Source organism: Endozoicomonas atrinae (genome assembly GCF_001647025.1).
GTDB lineage: Bacteria > Pseudomonadota > Gammaproteobacteria > Pseudomonadales > Endozoicomonadaceae > Endozoicomonas > Endozoicomonas atrinae.
In genome coordinates this window covers 1-21,158 of record NZ_LUKQ02000095.1, presented here as the reverse complement: position 1 = coordinate 21,158, position 21,158 = coordinate 1, and the positions used below count along the sequence as shown (strand labels likewise).

Genomic DNA, 21,158 nt, shown 5'->3' with positions numbered 1-21,158 from the left:
ATCATCCTGAGTTTTAATCTGACTGGCTATTTGATCTACCAGTTTTTCGTTGATTTCAACGCTCATTGTTATTCTCCATTTTGGAGTATTAACGACAAGCGTTTACACAATTTAAATTACATTCCCGCCGTTTTGCGCCGGATACAGCGGTGGCAATCTCTTTTCTTGGCTCCCTGTTTGTCGGGGCTTTGAAGGCGGTAGCTCCTATTCTGGTATTTGTTCTGGTGGCATCTTCCATTGCCAACCAGAAACAGGGGCAGCATACCAATATGCGGCCGATTGTTTTCCTCTATATTCTTGGAACGCTGGCGGCTTCTTTTGTCGCCGTATCCATGAGCTTTCTCTTTCCGGTGATATTGACACTGGTTACCAACAGTGGTGGGGCACTTCCTCCGGAAGGTATTATGGAAGTTCTCCATACACTGTTGTTTCAGATTGTTCAGAATCCCGTTGAAGCACTACTGACAGGAAACTTCATTGGTATTCTTGCCTGGGCAATCGGTTTGGGACTGGCATTGCGTCATGGCAGTGAGTCAACCCGGGTTATGGTGCATGACTTGTCAATGGCGGTTTCTTCTATCGTACGCTTTGTTATTCAGCTGGCTCCTGTCGGTATTTTTGGGCTGGTTGCCAATACCATTGCGCAGACCGGTTTTGGGGTGCTGGTGGGTTACAGCAAGTTACTGGCGGTTCTGGTCAGCAGCATGTTGATTATTGGCTTTGTCGTTAACCCATTGATTGTTTACCTGAAGATTCGTCAGAATCCTTTCCCTCTGGTATTGCGTTGTATCCGGGAAAGCGGTGTCACAGCCTTTTTCACCCGTAGTTCTGCAGCCAATATTCCCGTGAATATGCAGCTGTGTAAAAGCCTGGATCTCCACGAAGATACGTACTCAGTATCTATTCCTCTGGGGGCTACCATCAATATGGCGGGTGCGGCCATTACCATTACCGTCATGACGTTGGCAGCGGTTCATACCTTGGGTATTTCTGTAGACTTGCCAACCGCTTTGATGCTCAGCGTAGTCGCTGCTGTTTCTGCCTGTGGCGCTTCCGGTGTGGCAGGTGGTTCATTGCTGCTGATCCCGCTGGCCTGTAGCCTGTTTGGTATCTCCAATGATATTGCCATGCAGGTTGTTGCCGTAGGTTTTATTATTGGGGTAATTCAGGATTCTCTGGAAACGGCGTTGAACAGCTCTACCGATGTCGTCTTTACTGCTGCAGCATGTATAGCTGCGGAACGGAAAGAGGCTGCTGTGTCTGAGGCTCCTTCGGTCAGCGTGTAAGCAGGTAAGCAGCAGGGTGATTATCTGTATACTTCGTGTCATGTCCTGCTGATTTTGCAACCTAACAGAGACTAATCTGCTCAGGGCTATCCGCCAGCAAGTGCTGTGCAGGCCTCCCGTGGTTTATAGCCGCAGCCATGGGTGGCCAGCAGAGGATCCTGATGTTGAGTTGATGGATGAGTTTCATCAGCAGCCTGCGCTTTATTCAGTTCGTTGACTTGAATCTCGAGGTTTGCTTTGTAGAGCGGGGTTACCAATACATCAGCAATACTACGTTCTGTATGCTTCTGCCTATCTTCCAGGGATTTGAGCAATGCCTGGCTTGTTACTGTTTTCATCATTCTTTCCTGAATCTGTCTCTCTCTTTCCAGCCACTGCTCTTCAAACTCAAGATCTGCTTTTTTCATCATTTCCCGCAGTACAACGATATCAGGAAACGATGCCTCTGACCTATTTCCATCCTGCTCCCCTGTTGGCGGTCTTTCCTGAATATGTTGCTCATCAGCAGCCATACCTGTGTGAAAAAAAGCTGACTTAAGGTCGTGTATATATGCTCTATGTTCCAGATAAGCTCCTATGTATAGATTAATATTGTAAGTTTCAATGGTGTCCATGATCTCCTCAATGCTTTCCCCCAGATCAACGGTGCCATAGGTGTATTGCAAAAAATTAGTGATAATCTCTTCCTGAGTTGTTAGTTTGGCCAGGAAGTTTTCAGCACCAATAGGTTTGAAATGCAGCCTGGCTAACTGTTGGTTGAACTCAGTATGGTTATCCACGTTGTTTACTATTTCTTCGGGTTTCTTTATGGCACTTTTCAATAATGTGCTGGCTTTCAATAAGTGCTCCACGTATTTGGCTTCTTCCATCATTTCATGGTGTTTTTCCCTAATCTTATTTCTAATGCCCTGATGGATTTTCTCTTTGTTTTTATAAGGCAGTTGATTCCAGAGTTTGCTCAGTTTTATTCGGCGAAAATTCTTCTTAGCTATTCGCCAGCTTGAGCATTCCTGTTCTCTATGTTCTGCCATCCTGGCCAGGTTAGCCCTGCTGACTTCATCAATACGTTTTCTTGCTTCGATGGCTTTTGGGCTGTCTTTGGCAAAGGTTCTTTTCATTTGTTCAGAGACGGTTTCAGATAATGATGTCCAGACTTCATCCAGTTCGTTATAGCGTCGGGCCACAAAGCGACTACTGCCAAAGAAAGTAATGATCCCGATACAGGCTGTTGTCAGCCATGGGTTACTGATAAAAATAATTATTTTGAAGGTATTCACAAGCAGAATTGCTGCAGTGGAAAGCACTGAAGATACTCCCAGAATTCCTGCAATTTTTTTCCGCTCCGATGTTAGCTCACTGCGAGCTTCCACGCTGCATGGATTGGCTTTTACATTGTTGATTTTCTCTTTGTACTTATCAACGCGTATTATTAGTGGATCCAGAAGATAGCTCACAACACCTCCAGCGATACTGTTGCGTCTGCCAATATGATGTGCAAGTCTGACGGTTTCCTCTGGAACCATAGAAGCGAGAAAGTCTGGTTTCAGTCCAAGGGTCAGGCTGGGCATTAAATCCCGGGCATAGAGCAGGTTATTGCAGAACCGGATAATTGGAGGCTTCATAGGGTTGACGCATTTTTTGGCAAGGTAAGTGGACGATAAATTCAGAAGGAATTTTTGTGCCTTCTCTTTAACAGTATTCCAACTAATGCCCTGAAATATTTCCGCAATAGGCAGTCCTATTTCAGAAATGCTAATCATGTCCCGGAGCAGTTGATATCTTCTGAATACAGTTGCCATTTCTGGATTTCTTAATGGGTCAACATTCAGTGGCTCTGGTTTGTCACCGGAAAACATGGAAGCAAGAGCCTGACCTCGGATACAGAGGCTGATATTTTCAAGCAGTCCTGTGACCGAGGTATCATACCCAAGGAAGCTTTTGAGTCGAGGTATTAATAGTGCGAAATCCCCACACATGACCCGAAAAAATTTTGGATTTTGTTTTGCCACTTTCAGCATTATGCTAAGGGTGCTTATTATCTTGGTGTAGATTGGGCTGCGATAAGAGAATAGTGATGATATTACCCCCTTGCCTTCTTGATAGAGGTAATCAAATGCATTCGAAAAACCTGACTTTTTGAATGCATTGATCAGCCGTCCTGCTCTGGTCGTTATCGCTCTCCGAGCCTTGTCCCCTAGATCAAGTACATCACTGAATAAGGATAAAAACTCGGTATAGGGGGCATAGTTCAGCAGTCTTAAATATCGTTTTCGGTAGAGTTCTGCGATAGTGTCTTCAATGTTTTCTTCTTCCTGCCACACAAAATTCAGGTAGCTGAGCGAGTATGTATAGGAATCAGGGTCCAGTGGTCGTAGACCTGTTTGCTTTCTTGCTTTTGCCAGTCGCAGGAGAGCTTCAATATTCTGCTCAAAATTATCAAATGGCAGCAACTGGCTGGGTTCTGCCTTGTCAATCAGGTATATAAAAAGCTGTTGCTGATGGTAGGTCATTTCGTAGTAGCACTGCATCCAATGTAAGTCACTGTCGTAGCTGGCATCCTGTTTAGAGTGGTTCATTGCATCAATGAATTGTAATGTGGCCAGATAAAAAGACTTCTCGGGTGTATTGCTGGATTGTGACAGTACGGCGAATATATGGTCAGCAGCTGGTGGCTTTAAAAAAAGACACTGTGGAAAAAGGTCTGCTTCTCTTTGGGATGACTGGGTGGCCAGAAAATGGTGAATCAATCGGGCAGAAACTTCCCTCTCTTCAGAAACAAGGCGGCTTGGTTGTTTGCCAGGGATAGACTTGGCCTTTTCAGGCTTAAGTAACTTAAGATTACGGATATGCTGTCGTTGATCTAACAAGTCAGGCAGTCTGGCTTCAGCTTGAGTTGATTCAAGCTCATGGTCAAGGCGTTCGCCATGTAGCCAGCCAATCTCATCTTCCAGTTGCTTTGCTATTTCTGGCATAAGACTCTGACTGGTCAGTCGATCAATCAAGACCTGAACGCTCTCTGCTGTGTGCGTTTGCAGACAAGCAGTCAGGGCAAGTTTGGCTGCCTTGATATTTCTTATGTATCGATGCCGTTTTACGTTCAGGCAAACCAGATAAGTTAACACTTTTATAACCGTTTCGGGTTGTTCCTGGATGTATTGATTAACGGTATTTCTCCTACAGGTATCTGTTCCTGAAACCGGCACCCTGACCGGAGGGTGCTTTATCAGTTCGGTGAGAATGGATTGAGCGGATTTTTCCATTTGATACTTTGCCAGCCCCCACATGGCACCCCTTAAGATAAATTCACGTTCTTTGCATTGGTAACCAAACTGCCTAAGCCAGGTAGTGGGCTTAAGGAGTTTTGGGTCTTTAAGTTGGTTACCCTCAATTTTTTCAAGGGAGGTTGCCAATAGCTCCGAAGAAATTCTTCCTTTTTGAACCAGAAAGTCGGCATCCATTTTTGATTCGAGGGAGTACACATTATATTGATGCTCAAATTTTCTAAGATTCTTCAGTATTGCGAGCTGGTACCTGGCATTGTGTACATCACGTTCAAGGTCATTGAGGTTGTCTCTAAGCATTGCAAGGTTTGTGGTCAGCGTATCCCGGAACCTGGTACGATTTTGCATCCACGATTTATGGAGTTTTTCAAAGGTATCCATTGATGTACTGCTCAGCTTTTCAAGCCGGCTTTTGATAATCTTAACGGCGGTTTCCGGGAATAAAATCAGAAGGAGCTGCAGGATGCCATGTGGGTAAAGAGAAATAAGCAATTCAGGCTGGTCATCTCTCACATCGATTGAAATGCTGCTGGGGTCACCATAGGCATGTGTAGAGAGTTTCACGACAGGAAGTGACTCTTTGTAGATTTCCGGAAGTTCTGATGGGCTGTGATGTTTCCAGTTGTCGACGCTATGCTTTCTCTGGGAAGTCTCTTCCGTTTTATAGTCATTTTCTTCCGATTCATAAGGTGTACCGGAACTCTCTTTTTGAGGTTGAACTCCGCTGATGGGGTGCCCCTTGCTATTCAGGTCACTGTCGATGGCATCGACATCAATGGGGAGCTCAATGTACAGACCGTCGTCATGCTCTTCTCTGAAGCATTGCATATTAAGATCGATACCTTCCAGAGCCTCTACAGGTGTTGGTAAGACGGTTTCAACCAGTTTGTTCATTCCTGACAGAATATACTTCGCCATAGATTGCCAGTAGGTGCTTTCTGCTTCTATTGGCGCTTTAGCGTCCTCTGCTTCATCGACGGCTAGTGCAACAGGTTCAGTTGGCGCACCTACAGTACTTTTATTAACTGACTGTGCTTCCTGGCAGACATCATTAAGTGGCTGAGTGTCTTCTACTGGATATTCCAAAGGTGGTGCGGTTAAAGGTTGATTCGGGTGGGTATTTTGGGCTGATGTAGGGCAGGGGTTGATGTATTCAGCCGCTGAGTGCCGGCTATCCAGTGTGCTGGTATTGTTATCGGTATCTGTTGTTGCTTTTCTGTCTGTTGTGATGCCACATTTCCATTCTACTTTGTTGGTTTGCATAAAAGTTGAAGGCGGTTTTGTCGGGGGCGTTGCTTTATCAGTATCGATATTTGCGGCTGATTTATTGGTTTTATGCGCTCTGCCTGATCTCTGAACTCTGTTCGGTCTTTTTGGTTTTTTTGGTTTTTTTGGTTTTTTTTCCCCTTTCTTTTTTAACTGACGCATCTCTCTGTCTGAATTCATTATCTCAAGATCACTCTGTGTTGAGTCAGAGGAATAGTTGATCTTTGCGGGTTGAACAGGTCGTGTTTGGCGATGGTGAATGGAGGTTTTATTGAAATCTGGGCGTTCGATATCATTTGTCGGTTTAAGATGCTGACGGGGTGAGTAGATGTCAGCGGAGGTGTTTAGGGAGAAAGACGGCGATGCAAGAACCGACTGCATTATTTAGCCCTGAACGTAGGAAAAAATTTAACCAACTGTTCAGACCAGATTGGAGGATGATGGTTTCATCTGCTTATTGTAAATGTTTTGGTAGTTTCTCCTTTATTCTTGAGTGGTTAGCCATTTATACAGAGGTAATCCATTTCCGGTCTTATCGACTTTTTCTCTCAGTCGAACGAGTGATGATTGTGAAGAACCCCTAGAGACAAAAGGGATTGCAGGGCGTATAATCCTCAGAATTTTGTCTGGCGCATACTGATCGATCACTCCTATGTATAAATTGACACGAAGTGCCCTGTTTTGCCTCTCTGCTGAAACTGCTCATGATTTCGCCATGGAAATGATCAGCGCAGGGGAACGCCTTGGCCTGACCCGGCTGATTTCGCCGATGGTTCCATCAAAGCCCAGGGAAGTAATGGGTTTGACCTTTGATAATCCGGTTGGGTTGGCTGCAGGGCTTGATAAGAATGGAGAGTGTATTGATGGCCTGGGCAGTCTGGGGTTTGGCTTTCTTGAGCTGGGAACCGTGACACCGGTTGGGCAGCCAGGAAACCCAAAGCCAAGAATGTTCCGTATCCCCGAGAGGGAAGCATTGATCAACCGGATGGGGTTTAATAATCTGGGGGTAGATCAGCTCGTCGCGAATGTTCAAAAAAGCCGATACAAAGGCATTATCGGTATTAACATTGGTAAGAACCTGACCACGGCTGTTGAAGATGCCAATAGCGACTATCTGACCTGTCTGCGTAAAGTCTATCCTCACGCCGGTTATGTGGCCGTTAACCTGTCTTCTCCAAATACACCGGGGTTAAGAAAGCTCCAGTACGGTGATGCTCTGAAAAGCCTGCTTTCAGCGCTGAAGGAAGAGCAGTCATTACTGGCTAAAGAGCATGGTCGCCAGGTGCCTCTGGCAATCAAAATTGCCCCGGATATGACCGATGAGGAAATTGCAGCGGTTGCTGCCGAGCTGGTGTCCTACGAACTGGATGGTGTTATTGCTACCAATACGACACTGGATCGGGATAAGGTCAGTGGGTTTGCGACAGCCGAGGAAGCGGGAGGTCTGAGTGGGGCTCCTTTGAGTGATAAGTCTACGGAAGTGATTCGACTGCTGGCTGGAGAGCTCTCTGGTAAACTGCCGATTATTGGTGTCGGTGGTATTATGGATGCACAGACGGCAGCGGATAAAATCAAGGCAGGAGCCAGCCTGGTACAGATATACTCTGGCTTTATATACAAGGGGCCGGAGTTGATTCGTGAGGCGGCTGAAGCCGTATATTCTGTCGAATCGTAAAAGAAGCTGTATTTTAGAGAGTCAGATGATTTCTGAAAGCCCCGGAAGGGGCTTTTTGTCAGCGCAATCAGAGCAGGTCGGCTGAATAGGTGTGAGAGAAGTTATACATTCGGTGTAACCCCGAAATTCCCGTCATTCCTTCCCAGTTATCAACTCGACCTTCTCGCCAGCCACTTAACCACGACTGGCGCAAATCTGGCTCCTGATGGGGGCAGATGTCCTTGGAGCGGCCAGACAGGCCTACTTGGTATCCTTTATTAAAGGCTCTATCTGATTTATCCCTTTTGTGTCTTTTCAACATGGTAACTGCCTCTTGCTGATTTGGTTATTGACGGCCTCCCTGGCGCCTCAGGCTTTCTTTCAGAATTACCACACAGCTGACTTCACCCAGTGGTGGGGGTAACTAGTCACTGGTGCTAACTGTCCCCCAAAAAACGGTGTGGGTAAAGAGCCAACTGAAGAAAGTATTCACCCAAGGAAAGTCAATGTTCTAAGTTTTATCCAAATCTGACGCTTTTGTTGAGAAAACATTGAGAATTTTTAGTTAATAAAAGCTGTTGTTTAGCTTTTTCAGGAATATGACGTTATGAGTACAACGATGCTGACTCTGTTTGCCAGTTGTCCCAAGGGAGTGGAATCCCTGCTGGCAGAAGAGCTGAAGGAACTGGGAGCCAGTGAAGTGGCGGAGACCGTTGCCGGAGTCAGCTTTGCCGGTAACCTTGAGCTGGCATACAAAGCTTGCCTGTGGTCTCGTCTGGCCAGCCGGATTCTGCTGCGCATAGGCGAAGTGGACTCTTCCGATAAGCATGCTCTGTATCGCGGTGTTCAGTCTTTTGACTGGGATGAACATCTGGACCAGGGCTCCAGCTTTCGGGTCGATTTTAACGGTTCTACGCCAGATATCACCCACACCCGTTTTGGCTCACAGTTTGTGAAAGATGCGATTGTTGATCAGCTGCGAGATCGTCATGGTTGGCGACCATCCGTTGATAACGCTAAACCGGACCTGAGAATTAATGTGCATGCCAGAGGTGATAATACCTTTGTGGCCATTGACCTGTCAGGCCAGAGTCTGCATGAGCGCGGCTATCGCCTGGAAGCCGGTGAAGCCCCCCTGAAAGAAAACCTGGCTGCAGCGATTTTGTATCGGGCTGGCTGGCCTGAACTGGCGAAACAGGGCAGTACACTGCTGGACCCGATGTGTGGTTCAGGAACCTTTCTGATTGAAGGCGCCATGATGGCCGCTGACATCGCTCCGGGGTTGCTGAGAGCACGCTTTGGCTTTGATAAGTGGATGGGGCATATTCCCAAAATATGGCTGGCTGTCCTTGAAGACGCGCGTGAACGTCGCATGGCTGGCCTAGCTGGGGTTAACACGACTATCGTCGGTTATGAGGGGCTGCCAAAAATTGTCGGCAGAGCAAGGGCCAATATCCAGCGTGCCGGGTTGGGTAAACTGATTACTGTCAAGCAACAGGAGCTGGCCAGTCTGAAGGTTGATCCGGAAATTCAGTCTGGTCTTGTGATCGCGAACCCACCTTATGGTGAACGCATGGGGGATGAAGCGAGCCTCGTTTATCTCTACAAACATCTTGGCGAAAAAATCAAACAGCAGGCGCCGGGCTGGCAGGCGGCCATCTTTACCTCGTCACAGGCGCTGGTCAGAAGTCTGGGGATGGGCCCGAAGAAGAGCTATACCCTGTTCAATGGCGCACTCTCCTGTAAGTTGTATCTTTATGATGTTCGTGAGCGTCAGGTTGACCAGCCAGCTTCTCAGCAGACCCGTCAGGACAGTGTTGTTAATACCTTCAAGGCCAGTACAGCTGGTGGTGAAATGTTTGCCAACCGCTTGAGGAAAAACCTGAAGCAGTTGGGTAAGTGGGCGAGAAAAGAGAATATTGACTGCTATCGTCTTTATGATGCCGACATGCCGGAATATGTCGTTGCTGTTGATCTCTACAGGGACTGGGTTCATGTGCAGGAATACGCAGCACCAAAAAGTATTGATGAGACGAAAGCCCACCAACGGCTGCTGGAAGCGCTGGAAGTGATTCCTGGTGTATTGGGTATTCCGGAAAACCATGTGGTCTTCAAGCGTCGTGAGCGACAGTCAGGAAAGCGGCAGTACGAAAAACTTGAGCAGTCAGGTGACATGCTTGAGGTGAAAGAAGGAGAGTGTCGTTTACTGGTGAACTTGAAGGACTATCTGGATACCGGACTGTTTCTGGATCATCGGAAAATGCGTCTGCGCATTGCCAGAGAAGCAGCTGGTAAGGATTTCCTGAACCTGTTCTGCTATACCGGAACGGCAACCGTTCATGCCGCGGTGGGTGGTGCGGCCAGTACTACCAGTGTCGATCTTTCGAATACGTATCTTGGCTGGGCGAGGAAAAATCTGGCGCTGAATGGCCTGGTGGATCGCAAACATCGGCTGGAACAGGCAGACTGCCTGCAGTGGCTGAAGCAGGATACACGGAACTATGACCTGATCTTTATGGATCCCCCCACCTTCTCAAACTCCAAGCGGATGCGGGGTGTATTTGATGTGCAGGAAGCGCATGTTGAGTTGATCGAGCGGGCAATGGCCAGGCTGAAACCGGGTGGGGTACTCTACTTCTCCAACAACTTTCGACGCTTCCAGCTTGCAAAAGAACTGGAGCAGAAGTTCAGTGTTGAGGAGATTACTGCTTCGACCATTGATCGTGACTTTCAGCGTAGACCGGGTATTCATCGTTGCTGGTGTATCCGGCGCTGAGCATCAGGATGGTGTCAACAGGGCCTGATCATTTAATTCAGTAATATTTATAGTCCATATTAGTCTTTGTGGTTATAAGTACTCAATCTTATAGTGCGTCCTATTCAGTTATGGATTGATGGGGAAAATAATGAATCTGGAGATGATGAATCAGGAGCTGTCGACACTGAGTCCGCAGGCTATTATCCAGTGGGCAGTCCAGCGTTCTGGAAAACCTGTGCTGACAACGAACTTCGGGCCCCATGAAGCGGCCATTATCCATATGGCCACTCAGGTCAAGCCCGATATTCCAGTGGTCTGGATTGACTCGGGCTATGGTACTGAAGCGACTTACCGTTTTGCTGGCCAGCTGATTCAGCGTTTGAATCTCAATATTCAGGTCTTTCATCCGGAATACAGTCGTGGTTTTCGTGATGCGATTGATGGTGGTGTACCGGAGGTTGATACTCCGGAGCATGATGAGTTTACCCGTCAGGTAAAACTGGAGCCTTTTGCCCGTGCCATGAAAGCATCAGCACCAGATTACTGGTTGACCGCCATCCGTAAGGATCAGACAGAATTCCGGCAGAACCTTGAAGTGGTCAGTCTTACAAAAGATGGCTATTACCGGGTGGCACCGTTTCTTAACTGGACAGAGCTCGATGTTGAGGAGTACCTGGTCACCCACGACTTGCCGATTGAAGAAGATTACTACGACCCGACGAAAGTTTACGGACATCGTGAGTGTGGGCTGCACACGTCGGTAGCGGGCTAACGCTTTCTGGTAACAGGTGGTTCATCAGGTGCAGGCCCTGGTGAATCATTGGTAATATTCTGAGCGGGCAGGTTTAAAGTGTCTCTGCCTGGTGCTCCTGGGGTTCTTGAAGCGCTTCAGGACGTGGAGCCTGCGGAATACTGTTGTGGTTTGCTATAACAAACCTGGCTGGTTGCATTGGGCCTGTGAACTGCATGGGTAGTGGGTGCATGAATTGCACGTGTTGTAACGGTTGCATGAACTGCACTGGATGCATGAATGGCCTGAGCTGTATTGGGTGTATAGGGTGAGGGAATTTTACAGGTTGCATCGCCACACTGTTTGTCAGTTCTGCAAAGGCTGGATCACCGAAGGGGATAGTCTGTAACGCAGAAGCCAGAAGCTGCCTGTCTACTGGACTCATTTTAGGATAATTCACTTCCATGCTGCCCATGACATAAAGCCTCAGTGCGGCTTTCAGACGGGCAGCTCCTGTAGTATTGATCATTACACTGGTTAAATCCTGAATCATGTCCCCAAGCGATCTGCATCGTAGTGGACCATAGACGGTATTAAGGGTAACCGTTGATGCATAGGCAGGGCTGTTATTGCTATAAATGTCTGAAATGATATCAACCTGAGCATAGATCCCGTCATGCGCATTGGAATCTTTTCTCCTGAGAATTACACGGTTTTGCTGGCAGTCCGCGCCAGAGAAATGTCCATGTTCGGGCGGTGACATTTCAATATGGGCTGCTGCTAATTCTGAATCACTCCCTATCAGATCCTCTCTTGATTCAAACAGTGAGCAAATCTGATTTTCCAGTACATCTCTGGAAGCCCCTGAAAGAAGTATTAAGTCCACATCACGGGGAGCCACGCAGCGTTTAAGAAGATGCCAGTTAGTGTTGCCAGGTGTTGGCCAGCCTCGGTGTTCAAGATGTTGGAGTTCTGACTCATTCCAGAGGCTGAACAGATGGCTATAGAAAGCCGTCTCTCCTCTGCAGACAACTGGCCACTCATGTTGCGCTAGACTTTGAATCAATACCCGGTGAAATGGATCAGAAACTGCTTTTACTTGATCTTCCGCCTCAAGTACCTCGATTAAAGCACGGTGTTCCTGGTTAAGCAGGCTGTTTAGCTGCTCATGGTTAACTTCTATGGGCGCTGTTGAAGGTGATTCAGGCCGGTCATCCTCTGTTTGTGATTTGGGTTTCTGGTTTTCTACCTCTTTAAATGAGGGGTGGGCGCTCTGACTCAGCAGTAAATCACTGTTTGCTTCATTCAGGTTCAAAGGACTGGTTGCCAACGGCTCAATCAAATCAGGTAACGTTTCACTCAACGGGAGAAGCTGCTTCGAGGGCTCTTGTGGTGCAGCTCCTGCTGACACTGGTTTAGACTGGGGGCTGATCTGCACTTTACTCTTCGGCCTGGTTTTTTTTCTGTTTGCTGCTTGAAGGGAAGGCCATTCCTCATCACTTGGTTCATACCCACTGGTTGTTTCATCAGGTCTCGATGGGTTGGAAGCGGTTGTTACAGGGCTGGCCGCTTTTAATGCCTCGACCACATCGGGTAACGCTTTATTCCGCTGGATTTCTGTCTGTTTATGCTCCTTAGGTGGGGAGGGGGCTGATGAAGTTGGTTGTGACTGGCTTACCTGTGATTTTTCTGGACTGCATGTCTTTTTGTATGCAGCTGCAGGGGTAGGCCATTCTTCTTCATTCAGCCCACTGGTAGATGAGGTTGCGCAGACGTATGAAGGTAAACCAGAGGTTGGCACTGAAGGAGTTATGGGGATGGGAGGGGTAAAAACAGGTGCACGATCATCATAATCTGTATGGTTTTTATGATCGATAGAGTAATGTCTGGCTGGTGGTTGCCTGGGTATCTCGAAGCTATTGTTTTCTACTCGCCCTTTTGGTTTAAGATGGGGGTTGTGCCCCTCATATCTGAACTGTCGAGCACTATTGGGGTGATAAGGTGTACGACGGCCACGCCCGGGAGCATCAAGCTCATTACATGATATTCCGGGTTTCATTCCTGGTGGGCGAAGCGATGTATGTTCTGATGCATTGTTGGTGGGGTCGTACTTCTTGTCCTGTGTCGCAAATGAACGAACTCCCTGCTCATAACCATGGTATGCACCGCGTTTCTGTGCGTTGTGGTAAGTTCTGGATCGCATTTCTGTTGGATGAAACGGCCTGTTTGGCATTCTGTTTCTGGGGAAGTGATTCGGCCCCCGTGGTCTGAATGACTGACTTCCCTGGCCAGCAAAGCGGTACGCACCACGTCTCTGCCCTGACATTGAGCAATGTTCTACGGGTTCTGGTGAGCCTGGTTTCATGGTGGCACTTTGCAGAGAAGGGAAGATCTTTTCTTGTGGTTGGTTTATTTCTTTTGAATTTGCTGTCGGTGTCACTTCATCTACCGGGCCGACAGTTAAGGGTGTCACTGCCGGTGTTGTTTGAATAGCTGGTGGTTCTTCTGTCAAACTTTGATTGCTGGTGATGGTAAACTGACTTTCGGTCGTTTCGTCTTGCTGTGTAGAAGGGATGTCATCAAGTGCATCAGCATAATCAGAATCATTATCGCTTTCAGAGTCATCCAGTCCCATAACGGCTGCATTACCGGAATCCCCGGGTTCAACTAATTTCTGTACAGTTCTTTGATATACGGGTGCATTGCCGTGGTGCTGCGAGTCCCTCACGTTATGGTTAATCCCTTCGTTAACGTCAGTAAGACGAACTTCTCGCGGGGGCTGACCAAACAGGAGCGTCCCCAGCCTGTCTGCCATAGGCCTCGGTAAAATCGTCTCCAACACGAATGCAATGTATCTGCTGATCACACCTGGCTCCTGCTCAAGAATCGTCTGATGGTGGTGATCTCGGAGAAGGTCTCGTCAAGGGAGGTGGAAAGGCTTGCCCCTACTGCAGAGCCAGCTCAAAGCTCACACCAGGCTTTTGAGTGTAGACCAGCAGGCCGTGTCTAGAGTGTCAGTATTTATTCATCTCCATCGGGGTCTATCGTTCTTCGGTTAACTGGTTTTCATGCTGATCGCAGAGGCATAACTGTTCGCTGGTCGGCTAAGTGCTGTATATGAAGTGCTGAAAATAAAGGAGTTATGAAGACCGTCGTGGCTTAGGAGGCTGACCGAGAATAGCGCCCGTAGCGAGGATGACAGAGAGTTGAGGATAAAAAATTCCGTTTTGTGAGGTGAATAGTGGTTCTATTTGCCGAATAAAACGGGATTTTTAGACCAACTCACTGCCACCGCAGTAGGGCAGTCTATTCTCGGTCAGCCTCCTAGTATATCGTCTGTTGCTTACCTGATTGATTAGTATGTAACCACTGACTTTTATCTGATTAGAATATACCCTGCCGTTGGCGCAATCATTGTGAGTGAAGAGATATCACAAAAATACGGCACTGACTCAGCCAGACCCTGTTTATGCAGAGTGAATGCCTATAGTGAGCCAGTGGTGATCGTCAACTGCTTATTATCCAGCTTATTTACTTTTTACTGCCGCCACGGCAATCGGGTGTTGCCGGGGCAGTCTGGTTTCTTGCCTGCCACTCGGTTGGTGTGTATGTGTGAAGCGCCAGCGCATGAATCTGCTCTCGCAGTTCGTCAGCCAATAGTCCGTATATGATCTGGTGCCGTTTGACCGGCATTTTTCCCTGAAAAGCTTCACTGACAATCACAACTTTAAAGTGTGACTCTGATCCTGGTGGCGTGTTGTGCAGATGGCTCTCATTGGTAACATCGATAAAGTCATTCTGTAAGGACTCATTCAGCTTATTGATGATATTTTCTTTCATTCCCATACATCACCTCTTCAGTCCCGGCCGAACGACAAGGAGTTTGTCTTATCAATTTCTGGAAAACATTATATAACGGCCTTTCCCAAGGCTGTAGACCATTCGCACTCTCCGCGCTTATGGATGATTTTTTCCCATGGTCTATGCTCATACCACCTTATTGCAGATGCCCTCTGCTCAGGTGCTCTCAGGCTATACGGTGAAGTCCTCCTTTTGCATGATATAAGGGTGCAGGTCTCATGGGAAATCCGGATAAAGGTTTGGCTGGCAGGACAGTGAAGTCAGCCATGACCATTCTGTCTGCCGCAGTAATTATCGCGGCCTCTTCAACCATCGCCTATGCGAAAAAAACAGAAGCCCCCGACAAGGAGAACGACAATATAGTGCCTCCCTATGCGGTTCTGGGGGAGGGGGAGCTCAAGGGAAAGTACAAACATAAAAACAGAAGAGTGAATCGAAATCCTCAGAATCTCAGTGTGTCCAAGGATTTTAAATTCTACAAACAGGTTGCATCGCTGGACCTCACTGATCCGGTGCAGGCAGAAACCTTTCTGCAGTTCATGGATATCCGGCTGGCAGAGAAAGAACTGAATGAAGAAGTGGTACTGGTCAGTGAACATGAACAGGAAACGAAAGCGCCGACAGTGATGACTCCGGAGCCTCCGGATGAACAGGCAGAGCAACAGAGAGCTTTAAAACCGGAGGTAGAAAGTGAGACCGTTGTTATTCATCAAGTACCTGCCAGTACAAAAACCTCAGACTCTCAGGAGTCGCCAAAAATAACCAAACCCAGAAAGCTTGAACAGAGACGAGGGCAGCAGGAGCCTCGTTCCCGGAGTTTGCAGGGGGAAAGTGGAAAGGCCGGTGAAGAAAAGTCAGTAGCGGATAAAGAAAAGGAGCAGGCAAGAACAGCCCGGGCCCGAGAGGCTCGCCTGGCAAGGGAACAGGCTAAACAGAAAGCTGAAGAGCAGAGACTGGCAGAAGAGCGGCGTGAAGCAGAAGAGAAAGTCAGGGCAGAAGAGAAAGCCAGAGCAGAGGAACTCAGGTTAGCTGAGGAGAAGCGGAGGGCAAAGAGAAAAGCCAAAGCTGAGGCTCGTAGGCAGGCTGAAGAAAAACGCAAAGCAGAGGAAAAAGCCAAAGCCGAAGAATTGAGACTGGCCGAAGAAAAGCGCAAAGCAGAGGAAGCAGCCAAAGCAGAAACATTGAGATTGGCTGAAGAAAAGCGTAAGGCAGAGGAAAAGGCCAGGGAAGAAAAAGCAAAAGCAGAAATAGCACAGACTGAAAAGGAAGAAAGAGATAAGGCCGAAGCGTTAGCTCAACAGAAAATGCGTAAGGAAGAAGAGCGGGAACGCATCCGTCAGGAGAGAGAGAAAGAACGTCTGGTGGCCCAAAAGAAAAAGGAAGAAGCCGCTCGGTTAGCGAAACAGGAAGCGGAAAAAGCAGAGCAGATCAAACGGGCGGCCATCAATATTCTGCCCAGTCGACCCGTTGCCTATCAGATTGCCTCAGAACAGGATCCGAAAATCATTAACTTTGATCAGGCCATCACCCGCCGCTTCAAGGTAGCAGGCTCCTATCTGGATAAGGGTGAACACGGCAATAATATTGTCAAGGATCACCGTGGGCGGGATTTCATGAATGTCATGGCCTTCTGGGATGTGTTGGTGGAACCCCAGAGCAACGGTGAGAATTACTACTATGGCAGTATTCAGTTCCCCCTGGGCAGTCGCCATCCAGCCATCATTAAAAGTACGGTGCCAGGAGATGAAATCACGTTGGGATGTAAGGCAGGAGAAGTGCTGGTGTTGAAGGGCTTTGAAACAGAAGGTATTGATTATACCCATGGGCTGGTGGATGCCTATCTTGCCCATTCGGTTGTTATGCCTGATGGAACGATAGCCTTTCAGGAGGTGGTGCGTCAGCCTTCTTTCAGCCTGATCAATGTCGAAACCGGTTGTATGCCCAGCGATATGTTCTCAAGGAGTCATGTGGACCCGGAAAGAATGGGGCATGACAAAACTCTGCATGCGTTACCGGTCAGAGAGTAGGGTGTCAGCAGTAGCAGTTCTCGGACTTTCCTTAATGCTTTTGGATAGTGGCTGTGCTGCGAAGAGATTTTTTTTAAAACCACAGAGATTACAAAGGAAAAAAGCATTTCTTTGTGTCCTTTGTGGTTCAGTCTTTTCCCTGTGAAAATAGGGGGTAAATTCTAGCCATTCTTGATCACCATCAGACGGTCGCCGGTTCTTGCTTCGGAATGAATCCAAGCACTGAACGGGCTGCCGCCTGCGGAACGAACAATAGTGCACTCCAGCGTCTGTGAATCGCTGCTGAAGCCGGTAACCGGATAAGTGGCTTTAAACCCTTCGTAGGATACCAGGGTAATATGCTCACCAATAGAAACTTCGAAAGGCAGCCGGGTAGATACCTTGATGATGATTTCCGTTGAGTTGAGGGATTCAAGCTCGGTAAGAATGCCGGGCACTTCATCCCGGGTAGGCAGTGTCAGGCTTAAATCGCCAGTCACCCTGGTCTGACAGGCGAGAATATACCCTTTTTTGATTTGCTCTGCGGTCAGTAACGACTTGACTTCTGCCGGTGAGCACCCTGCTGTCACGCGCAGCATGCAGGAGTGACAGACTCCGGCCCGACAGGAGTATGGTGCTCTGGCATTCTGGCGCAGTAATCCATCCAGAAGGTTCTCGTTCTCATCAAGCGGGTAACGGTTGCCCTGAAACTGAATCTCCGGCACGGAAAAGCCCCTGACAGTTATTATTATTCATCATGATCGTGGTGTGCAAGTTTACAACCTGCAATGGGTATCTACCAAAATAGAGTTCTGTTCTTTTTAAGAAAACTTTACCTCTGATGCGGTTAATCAATGTTATTAGCTTTTGGCATTGGTATAATCTATGCCCAATAATAAGAACCCGATGGGGTTTGCCTGCTGTACTGGTCAGGTCAGGCTGCGAAATAAATTTGCGAATTAAAATCGTAGGACAAGGGGTGAAAAACCAATGAGTGTTGTTATTCGGGAAGATGATTTAATTCTGAGTGTTGCGGACGCACTGCAGTTTATTTCCTACTATCATCCCATTGATTTTATTGATGCGGTTTATGAAGCCTACCAGAAAGAAGAGTCCAAGGCGGCGAAAGATGCCATGGCCCAGATTCTGGTGAACTCAAGAATGTGCGCCATGGGCAAGCGTCCTATCTGCCAAGATACCGGTATTGTGACCGTCTTTGTCCGCGTGGGCATGAACGTTCGCTTTGATACCGACCGCTCCGTTGAAGACCTGATCAACGAAGGTGTTCGCCGGGCCTATACCCATCCGGACAACGTACTTCGCGCTTCTGTACTGGCCGATCCGGCCGGTGCCCGCAAAAACACCAAAGACAACACGCCGGCCGTTATCCATATGTCCCTGGTACCGGGCGACACCGTTGAAGTGGAACTGGCCGCCAAAGGCGGTGGCTCTGAAAACAAATCCAAAATGGTCATGCTCAACCCGTCTGACAGCATTGTTGAATGGGTGAAGAAGACCGTACCAACCATGGGCGCTGGCTGGTGTCCTCCCGGTATGCTGGGTATTGGTATTGGCGGTACTGCGGAAAAAGCCATGCTGATGGCCAAAGAAGCTCTGATGGAACCCATCGACATTCATGAACTGCGTGAGCGCGGCCCACAGAACCGTGTGGAAGAGCTGCGCCTGGAAATCATGGATGAAGTCAACAAGCTTGGTATTGGTGCCCAGGGTCTGGGTGGTCTGACCACCGTGCTGGATATCAAAATCAAGGACTACCCAACCCACGCCGCTTCGCTGCCGGTGGCCATGATTCCCAACTGTGCGGCTACCCGTCATGCCCACTTTACGCTGAACGGCAATGGTCCGGTATATCAGAAAGCACCGAATATTGATGACTACCCGGAAGTCAGCCTGGATATGGGCGAAGGGGTGCGCAAGGTTAATGTAGATAACCTGACCCATGACGACATCAAGAGCTGGCAGCCCGGCGATACCGTGTTGCTCTCCGGCAAGATTCTGACTGGCCGTGATGCTGCCCATAAGCGCATGGTGGATATGATCAACAACGGTGAAGAGCTGCCGGTTGATCTGAAAGGACGCTTTATCTACTACGTTGGCCCGGTTGACCCGGTGCGTGATGAAGCCGTAGGCCCGGCTGGCCCAACCACCTCAACCCGGATGGACAAGTTTACCCGCACCATGCTGGAAACCACCGGTCTTGCCGGTATGATCGGTAAGGCAGAACGTGGCCCGGCAGCTATTGAAGCCATTAAGGACAATGAGTCCGTCTATCTGATTGCTGTGGGTGGTGCTGCTTACCTGGTCTCCCAGGCGGTGAAAAAGGCGGAAGTACTGGCCTTCCCGGAACTAGGAATGGAAGCGATCTACGAGTTTGAAGTGGAAGATATGCCGGTAACCGTCGCCGTAGACAGTCGTGGTGAGTCGGTACACCAGACTGGTCCACAGATCTGGAAAAAGAAGATCGAAGAGCAGGTGTTGGAGATCAAGTAAGCCACAAGATTAGCCCTGCGGTAAGAAACAGCAGGGCGCAAAGCATCCTTAAGACAATGGCAGCTTATTCGTAAGCTGCCATTTTTTTTGGTGTGTAGAAACTAGGTAAAAACACCTATAAATTTTAATGGTTCTATAGTACTATTTCTCGCGATGAAAATAGACATAAATAGTCGTTCAATTGTCAATCCTCCTGAGTACTTCTGAAACTGGCTGAAGGGGCGGTAGCGTTGTTTTCTTAAGTATTGAATATCAGTAGCTTCTTTGCCTTGTAAACAGTCTGTCGTTTCCCAATGATTTGCCCAACACTCTGGTGAACAGAAAATTGAGCGCATTTAATGCCTAATGCTGTGTTGATGCCGCAACACATTTGCGTACTGCAAGATAGGGCAAAACCCGGAAGCCGCTATTCCTTTACTCTAAGCAGTTACATTGAGTTGGTGGACTGGATAGGGCGTATAGTTCGGCAGGACAAGAGAGGTTCTATTCCGGAGAATCTCCCACCCATTCTCGACAGATTGAAAATCGATCCGGATGAATGGTTGAAAACCATAAGTTGGAATAACCGTTTTCGTCGGGCAGTAGGCAGGCTGGGGGCTTTGAAAGCCTACGCAAAACAGACAGGCAAACAGTGGCTTCATGGCATGCGCTGTAGTCAGTCTATGTATCTTCAATAGTAGTAGGTTGGAGTGCCTTCCAACTCTTTCTGTTTCTGTAGGCCTTGACTTGAAACGTTTGGCAGGGTCTGTCGTCTACCTTTTCTCACAGAAGATCATCCTTTGACAAGATAATATTCGAGCCTAGCTGTATGAGGCTATGTTTCGTCATGTGTTGAGCATCTGAGAATAAACCGGATTTTTTCGTATTTGCTCTCTGTATTTAATGCGCGCCCTTTTTCTTAAGTCATTGTGACTCTGGTTTAGTTTATGATTTCCGGAAGAAAGGGAAATTAATGCAGAGTTGGCCTAATAATTTACGTTGAAGAAGCCAGATCTGTAATCTTTGAATACATCGAGATACTTTATAACTGGGTTAGATGCCACTCATCACTGGGGTACTAAAGCTCTGTTGAGTTTGAGCGAAGAGACAAAAATAGGTGTCTAATTTATATGGATAACTGCTGCTAACATAAAGATCTTAACTCTCTCATTAACTAAAACAACAAATAAAAAAGGAGTCAAAGTGGAAGTTGAGCCTGGAAAAGAAGTTCTTGAGTCTAAAGTAAGTTTTAAGTGGAAAAAAGCTTTTTTCTATTTGTTTTTTTTGATACTTGGGGTCCTATTATTGATTCAACGAGGTACTAGTTTCTGGATTTCAAAAGAAATTGAACGCAGCTTAAGTAATGACTATTCTGGCTATCAAATAAACCTCAAAGGAGTAGATTCGAGTCTGTTTAGTGCTAGAGTAGAGCTTATGGTAAAACCTACTTTATCATTTAGAGATGTAACATTAGAAGAGTTTGAAACTACTGCTTTCGTTGAATTTAAGACTTACAGGTTTTTATACGACTTGTATCAGAATAAAAGGGTAGGCGGGAAGAAGGTTATTTTGTTAGGAAGTGGCTACCTTAGGACTAGAAGTGATGGTCTTGGAAATATTGGAATTGAAGTGTTTGGTAGAGGCAGAGCTAAAGTCGATATAAATTGGGGCAGGCAAGTTAACTTTGATTCCGGATCAAATCTAACCAAAGTTATTGGTCCTTCAAAATTGAATCTAGAGGTCTCGGATCAGTACGTAGATTCAAGCTATTTTGCAGAATATTTTTCCGTTTATTATCCAGGCGGTATTATAAAAGCTAATAATGT

12 protein-coding genes and 1 pseudogene are annotated in these 21,158 nt (G+C 47.5%); 8 read left to right on the top strand and 5 right to left on the bottom strand.

Annotated features, from left to right (window positions below):
• Nucleotides 1-134: 134 nt before the first annotated feature.
• A pseudogene (sstT, locus tag AK963_RS14430) lies at nucleotides 135-1,286 on the top strand (serine/threonine transporter SstT); the annotation flags it as partial.
• Nucleotides 1,287-1,372: 86 nt separating this feature from the next.
• Here sstT and AK963_RS14425 read toward each other — a convergent pair.
• Nucleotides 1,373-5,830 (bottom strand): hypothetical protein, encoded by a 4,458-nt coding sequence (locus AK963_RS14425; protein WP_139117416.1) that lies wholly within the window; start codon nucleotides 5,828-5,830, stop codon nucleotides 1,373-1,375.
• Between the two features lie 655 nt (nucleotides 5,831-6,485).
• On the opposite strand from AK963_RS14425, the gene AK963_RS14420 reads away from it, so the two are divergent.
• The gene (locus AK963_RS14420; RefSeq protein WP_066016152.1) at nucleotides 6,486-7,508 is read left to right on the top strand and encodes a quinone-dependent dihydroorotate dehydrogenase; all 1,023 of its coding nucleotides are present in this window, start codon (nucleotides 6,486-6,488) and stop codon (nucleotides 7,506-7,508) included.
• A 67-nt stretch (nucleotides 7,509-7,575) separates the two neighbouring features.
• Here the strand turns inward: AK963_RS14420 and rmf are convergent, their stop codons facing one another.
• Nucleotides 7,576-7,809, bottom strand: a complete 234-nt coding sequence (gene rmf, locus AK963_RS31385) for a ribosome modulation factor (protein ID WP_419536655.1) — start codon at nucleotides 7,807-7,809, stop codon at nucleotides 7,576-7,578.
• 285 nt (nucleotides 7,810-8,094) lie between these two features.
• On the opposite strand from rmf, the gene rlmKL reads away from it, so the two are divergent.
• Together rlmKL and AK963_RS14410 are read left to right on the top strand one after the other, a co-directional pair.
• Nucleotides 8,095-10,263, top strand: a complete 2,169-nt coding sequence (rlmKL, locus tag AK963_RS14415) for a bifunctional 23S rRNA (guanine(2069)-N(7))-methyltransferase RlmK/23S rRNA (guanine(2445)-N(2))-methyltransferase RlmL (RefSeq protein WP_083232654.1) — start codon at nucleotides 8,095-8,097, stop codon at nucleotides 10,261-10,263.
• A gap of 130 nt (nucleotides 10,264-10,393) precedes the next feature.
• Nucleotides 10,394-11,017: a phosphoadenosine phosphosulfate reductase domain-containing protein gene (locus AK963_RS14410; RefSeq protein WP_202969784.1), complete on the top strand. Its 624-nt coding sequence runs from the start codon at nucleotides 10,394-10,396 to the stop codon at nucleotides 11,015-11,017.
• Between the two features lie 73 nt (nucleotides 11,018-11,090).
• Here the strand turns inward: AK963_RS14410 and AK963_RS14405 are convergent, their stop codons facing one another.
• Both AK963_RS14405 and AK963_RS14400 read right to left on the bottom strand, forming a co-directional pair.
• Nucleotides 11,091-13,841 carry a hypothetical protein gene (locus AK963_RS14405; protein ID WP_066016150.1) on the bottom strand — a complete coding sequence of 917 codons (2,751 nt, stop codon included), beginning with the start codon at nucleotides 13,839-13,841 and terminating at the stop codon, nucleotides 11,091-11,093.
• Between the two features lie 665 nt (nucleotides 13,842-14,506).
• Nucleotides 14,507-14,815 carry a BolA family protein gene (locus AK963_RS14400; protein WP_419835135.1) on the bottom strand — a complete coding sequence of 103 codons (309 nt, stop codon included), beginning with the start codon at nucleotides 14,813-14,815 and terminating at the stop codon, nucleotides 14,507-14,509.
• A gap of 239 nt (nucleotides 14,816-15,054) precedes the next feature.
• On the opposite strand from AK963_RS14400, the gene AK963_RS14395 reads away from it, so the two are divergent.
• Entirely contained in the window at nucleotides 15,055-16,863 is a 1,809-nt protein-coding gene (locus tag AK963_RS14395; protein WP_066016148.1) for a hypothetical protein, read from the top strand.
• Between the two features lie 161 nt (nucleotides 16,864-17,024).
• Here the strand turns inward: AK963_RS14395 and AK963_RS14390 are convergent, their stop codons facing one another.
• Nucleotides 17,025-17,567 (bottom strand): 2Fe-2S iron-sulfur cluster-binding protein, encoded by a 543-nt coding sequence (locus AK963_RS14390; RefSeq protein WP_066016147.1) that lies wholly within the window; start codon nucleotides 17,565-17,567, stop codon nucleotides 17,025-17,027.
• Nucleotides 17,568-17,832: 265 nt separating this feature from the next.
• On the opposite strand from AK963_RS14390, the gene AK963_RS14385 reads away from it, so the two are divergent.
• From AK963_RS14385 to AK963_RS14375, 3 genes are all read left to right on the top strand, one after another.
• Nucleotides 17,833-19,353, top strand: a complete 1,521-nt coding sequence (locus AK963_RS14385; RefSeq protein WP_066016146.1) for a fumarate hydratase — start codon at nucleotides 17,833-17,835, stop codon at nucleotides 19,351-19,353.
• 338 nt (nucleotides 19,354-19,691) lie between these two features.
• On the top strand, nucleotides 19,692-20,030 hold the full coding sequence (locus tag AK963_RS14380) for a hypothetical protein (RefSeq protein ID WP_066016145.1): 339 nt from the start codon (nucleotides 19,692-19,694) through the stop codon (nucleotides 20,028-20,030).
• A gap of 505 nt (nucleotides 20,031-20,535) precedes the next feature.
• Nucleotides 20,536-21,158 (top strand): hypothetical protein (locus tag AK963_RS14375; RefSeq protein WP_139117415.1); only part of this gene is annotated, 623 nt, incomplete at its 3' end.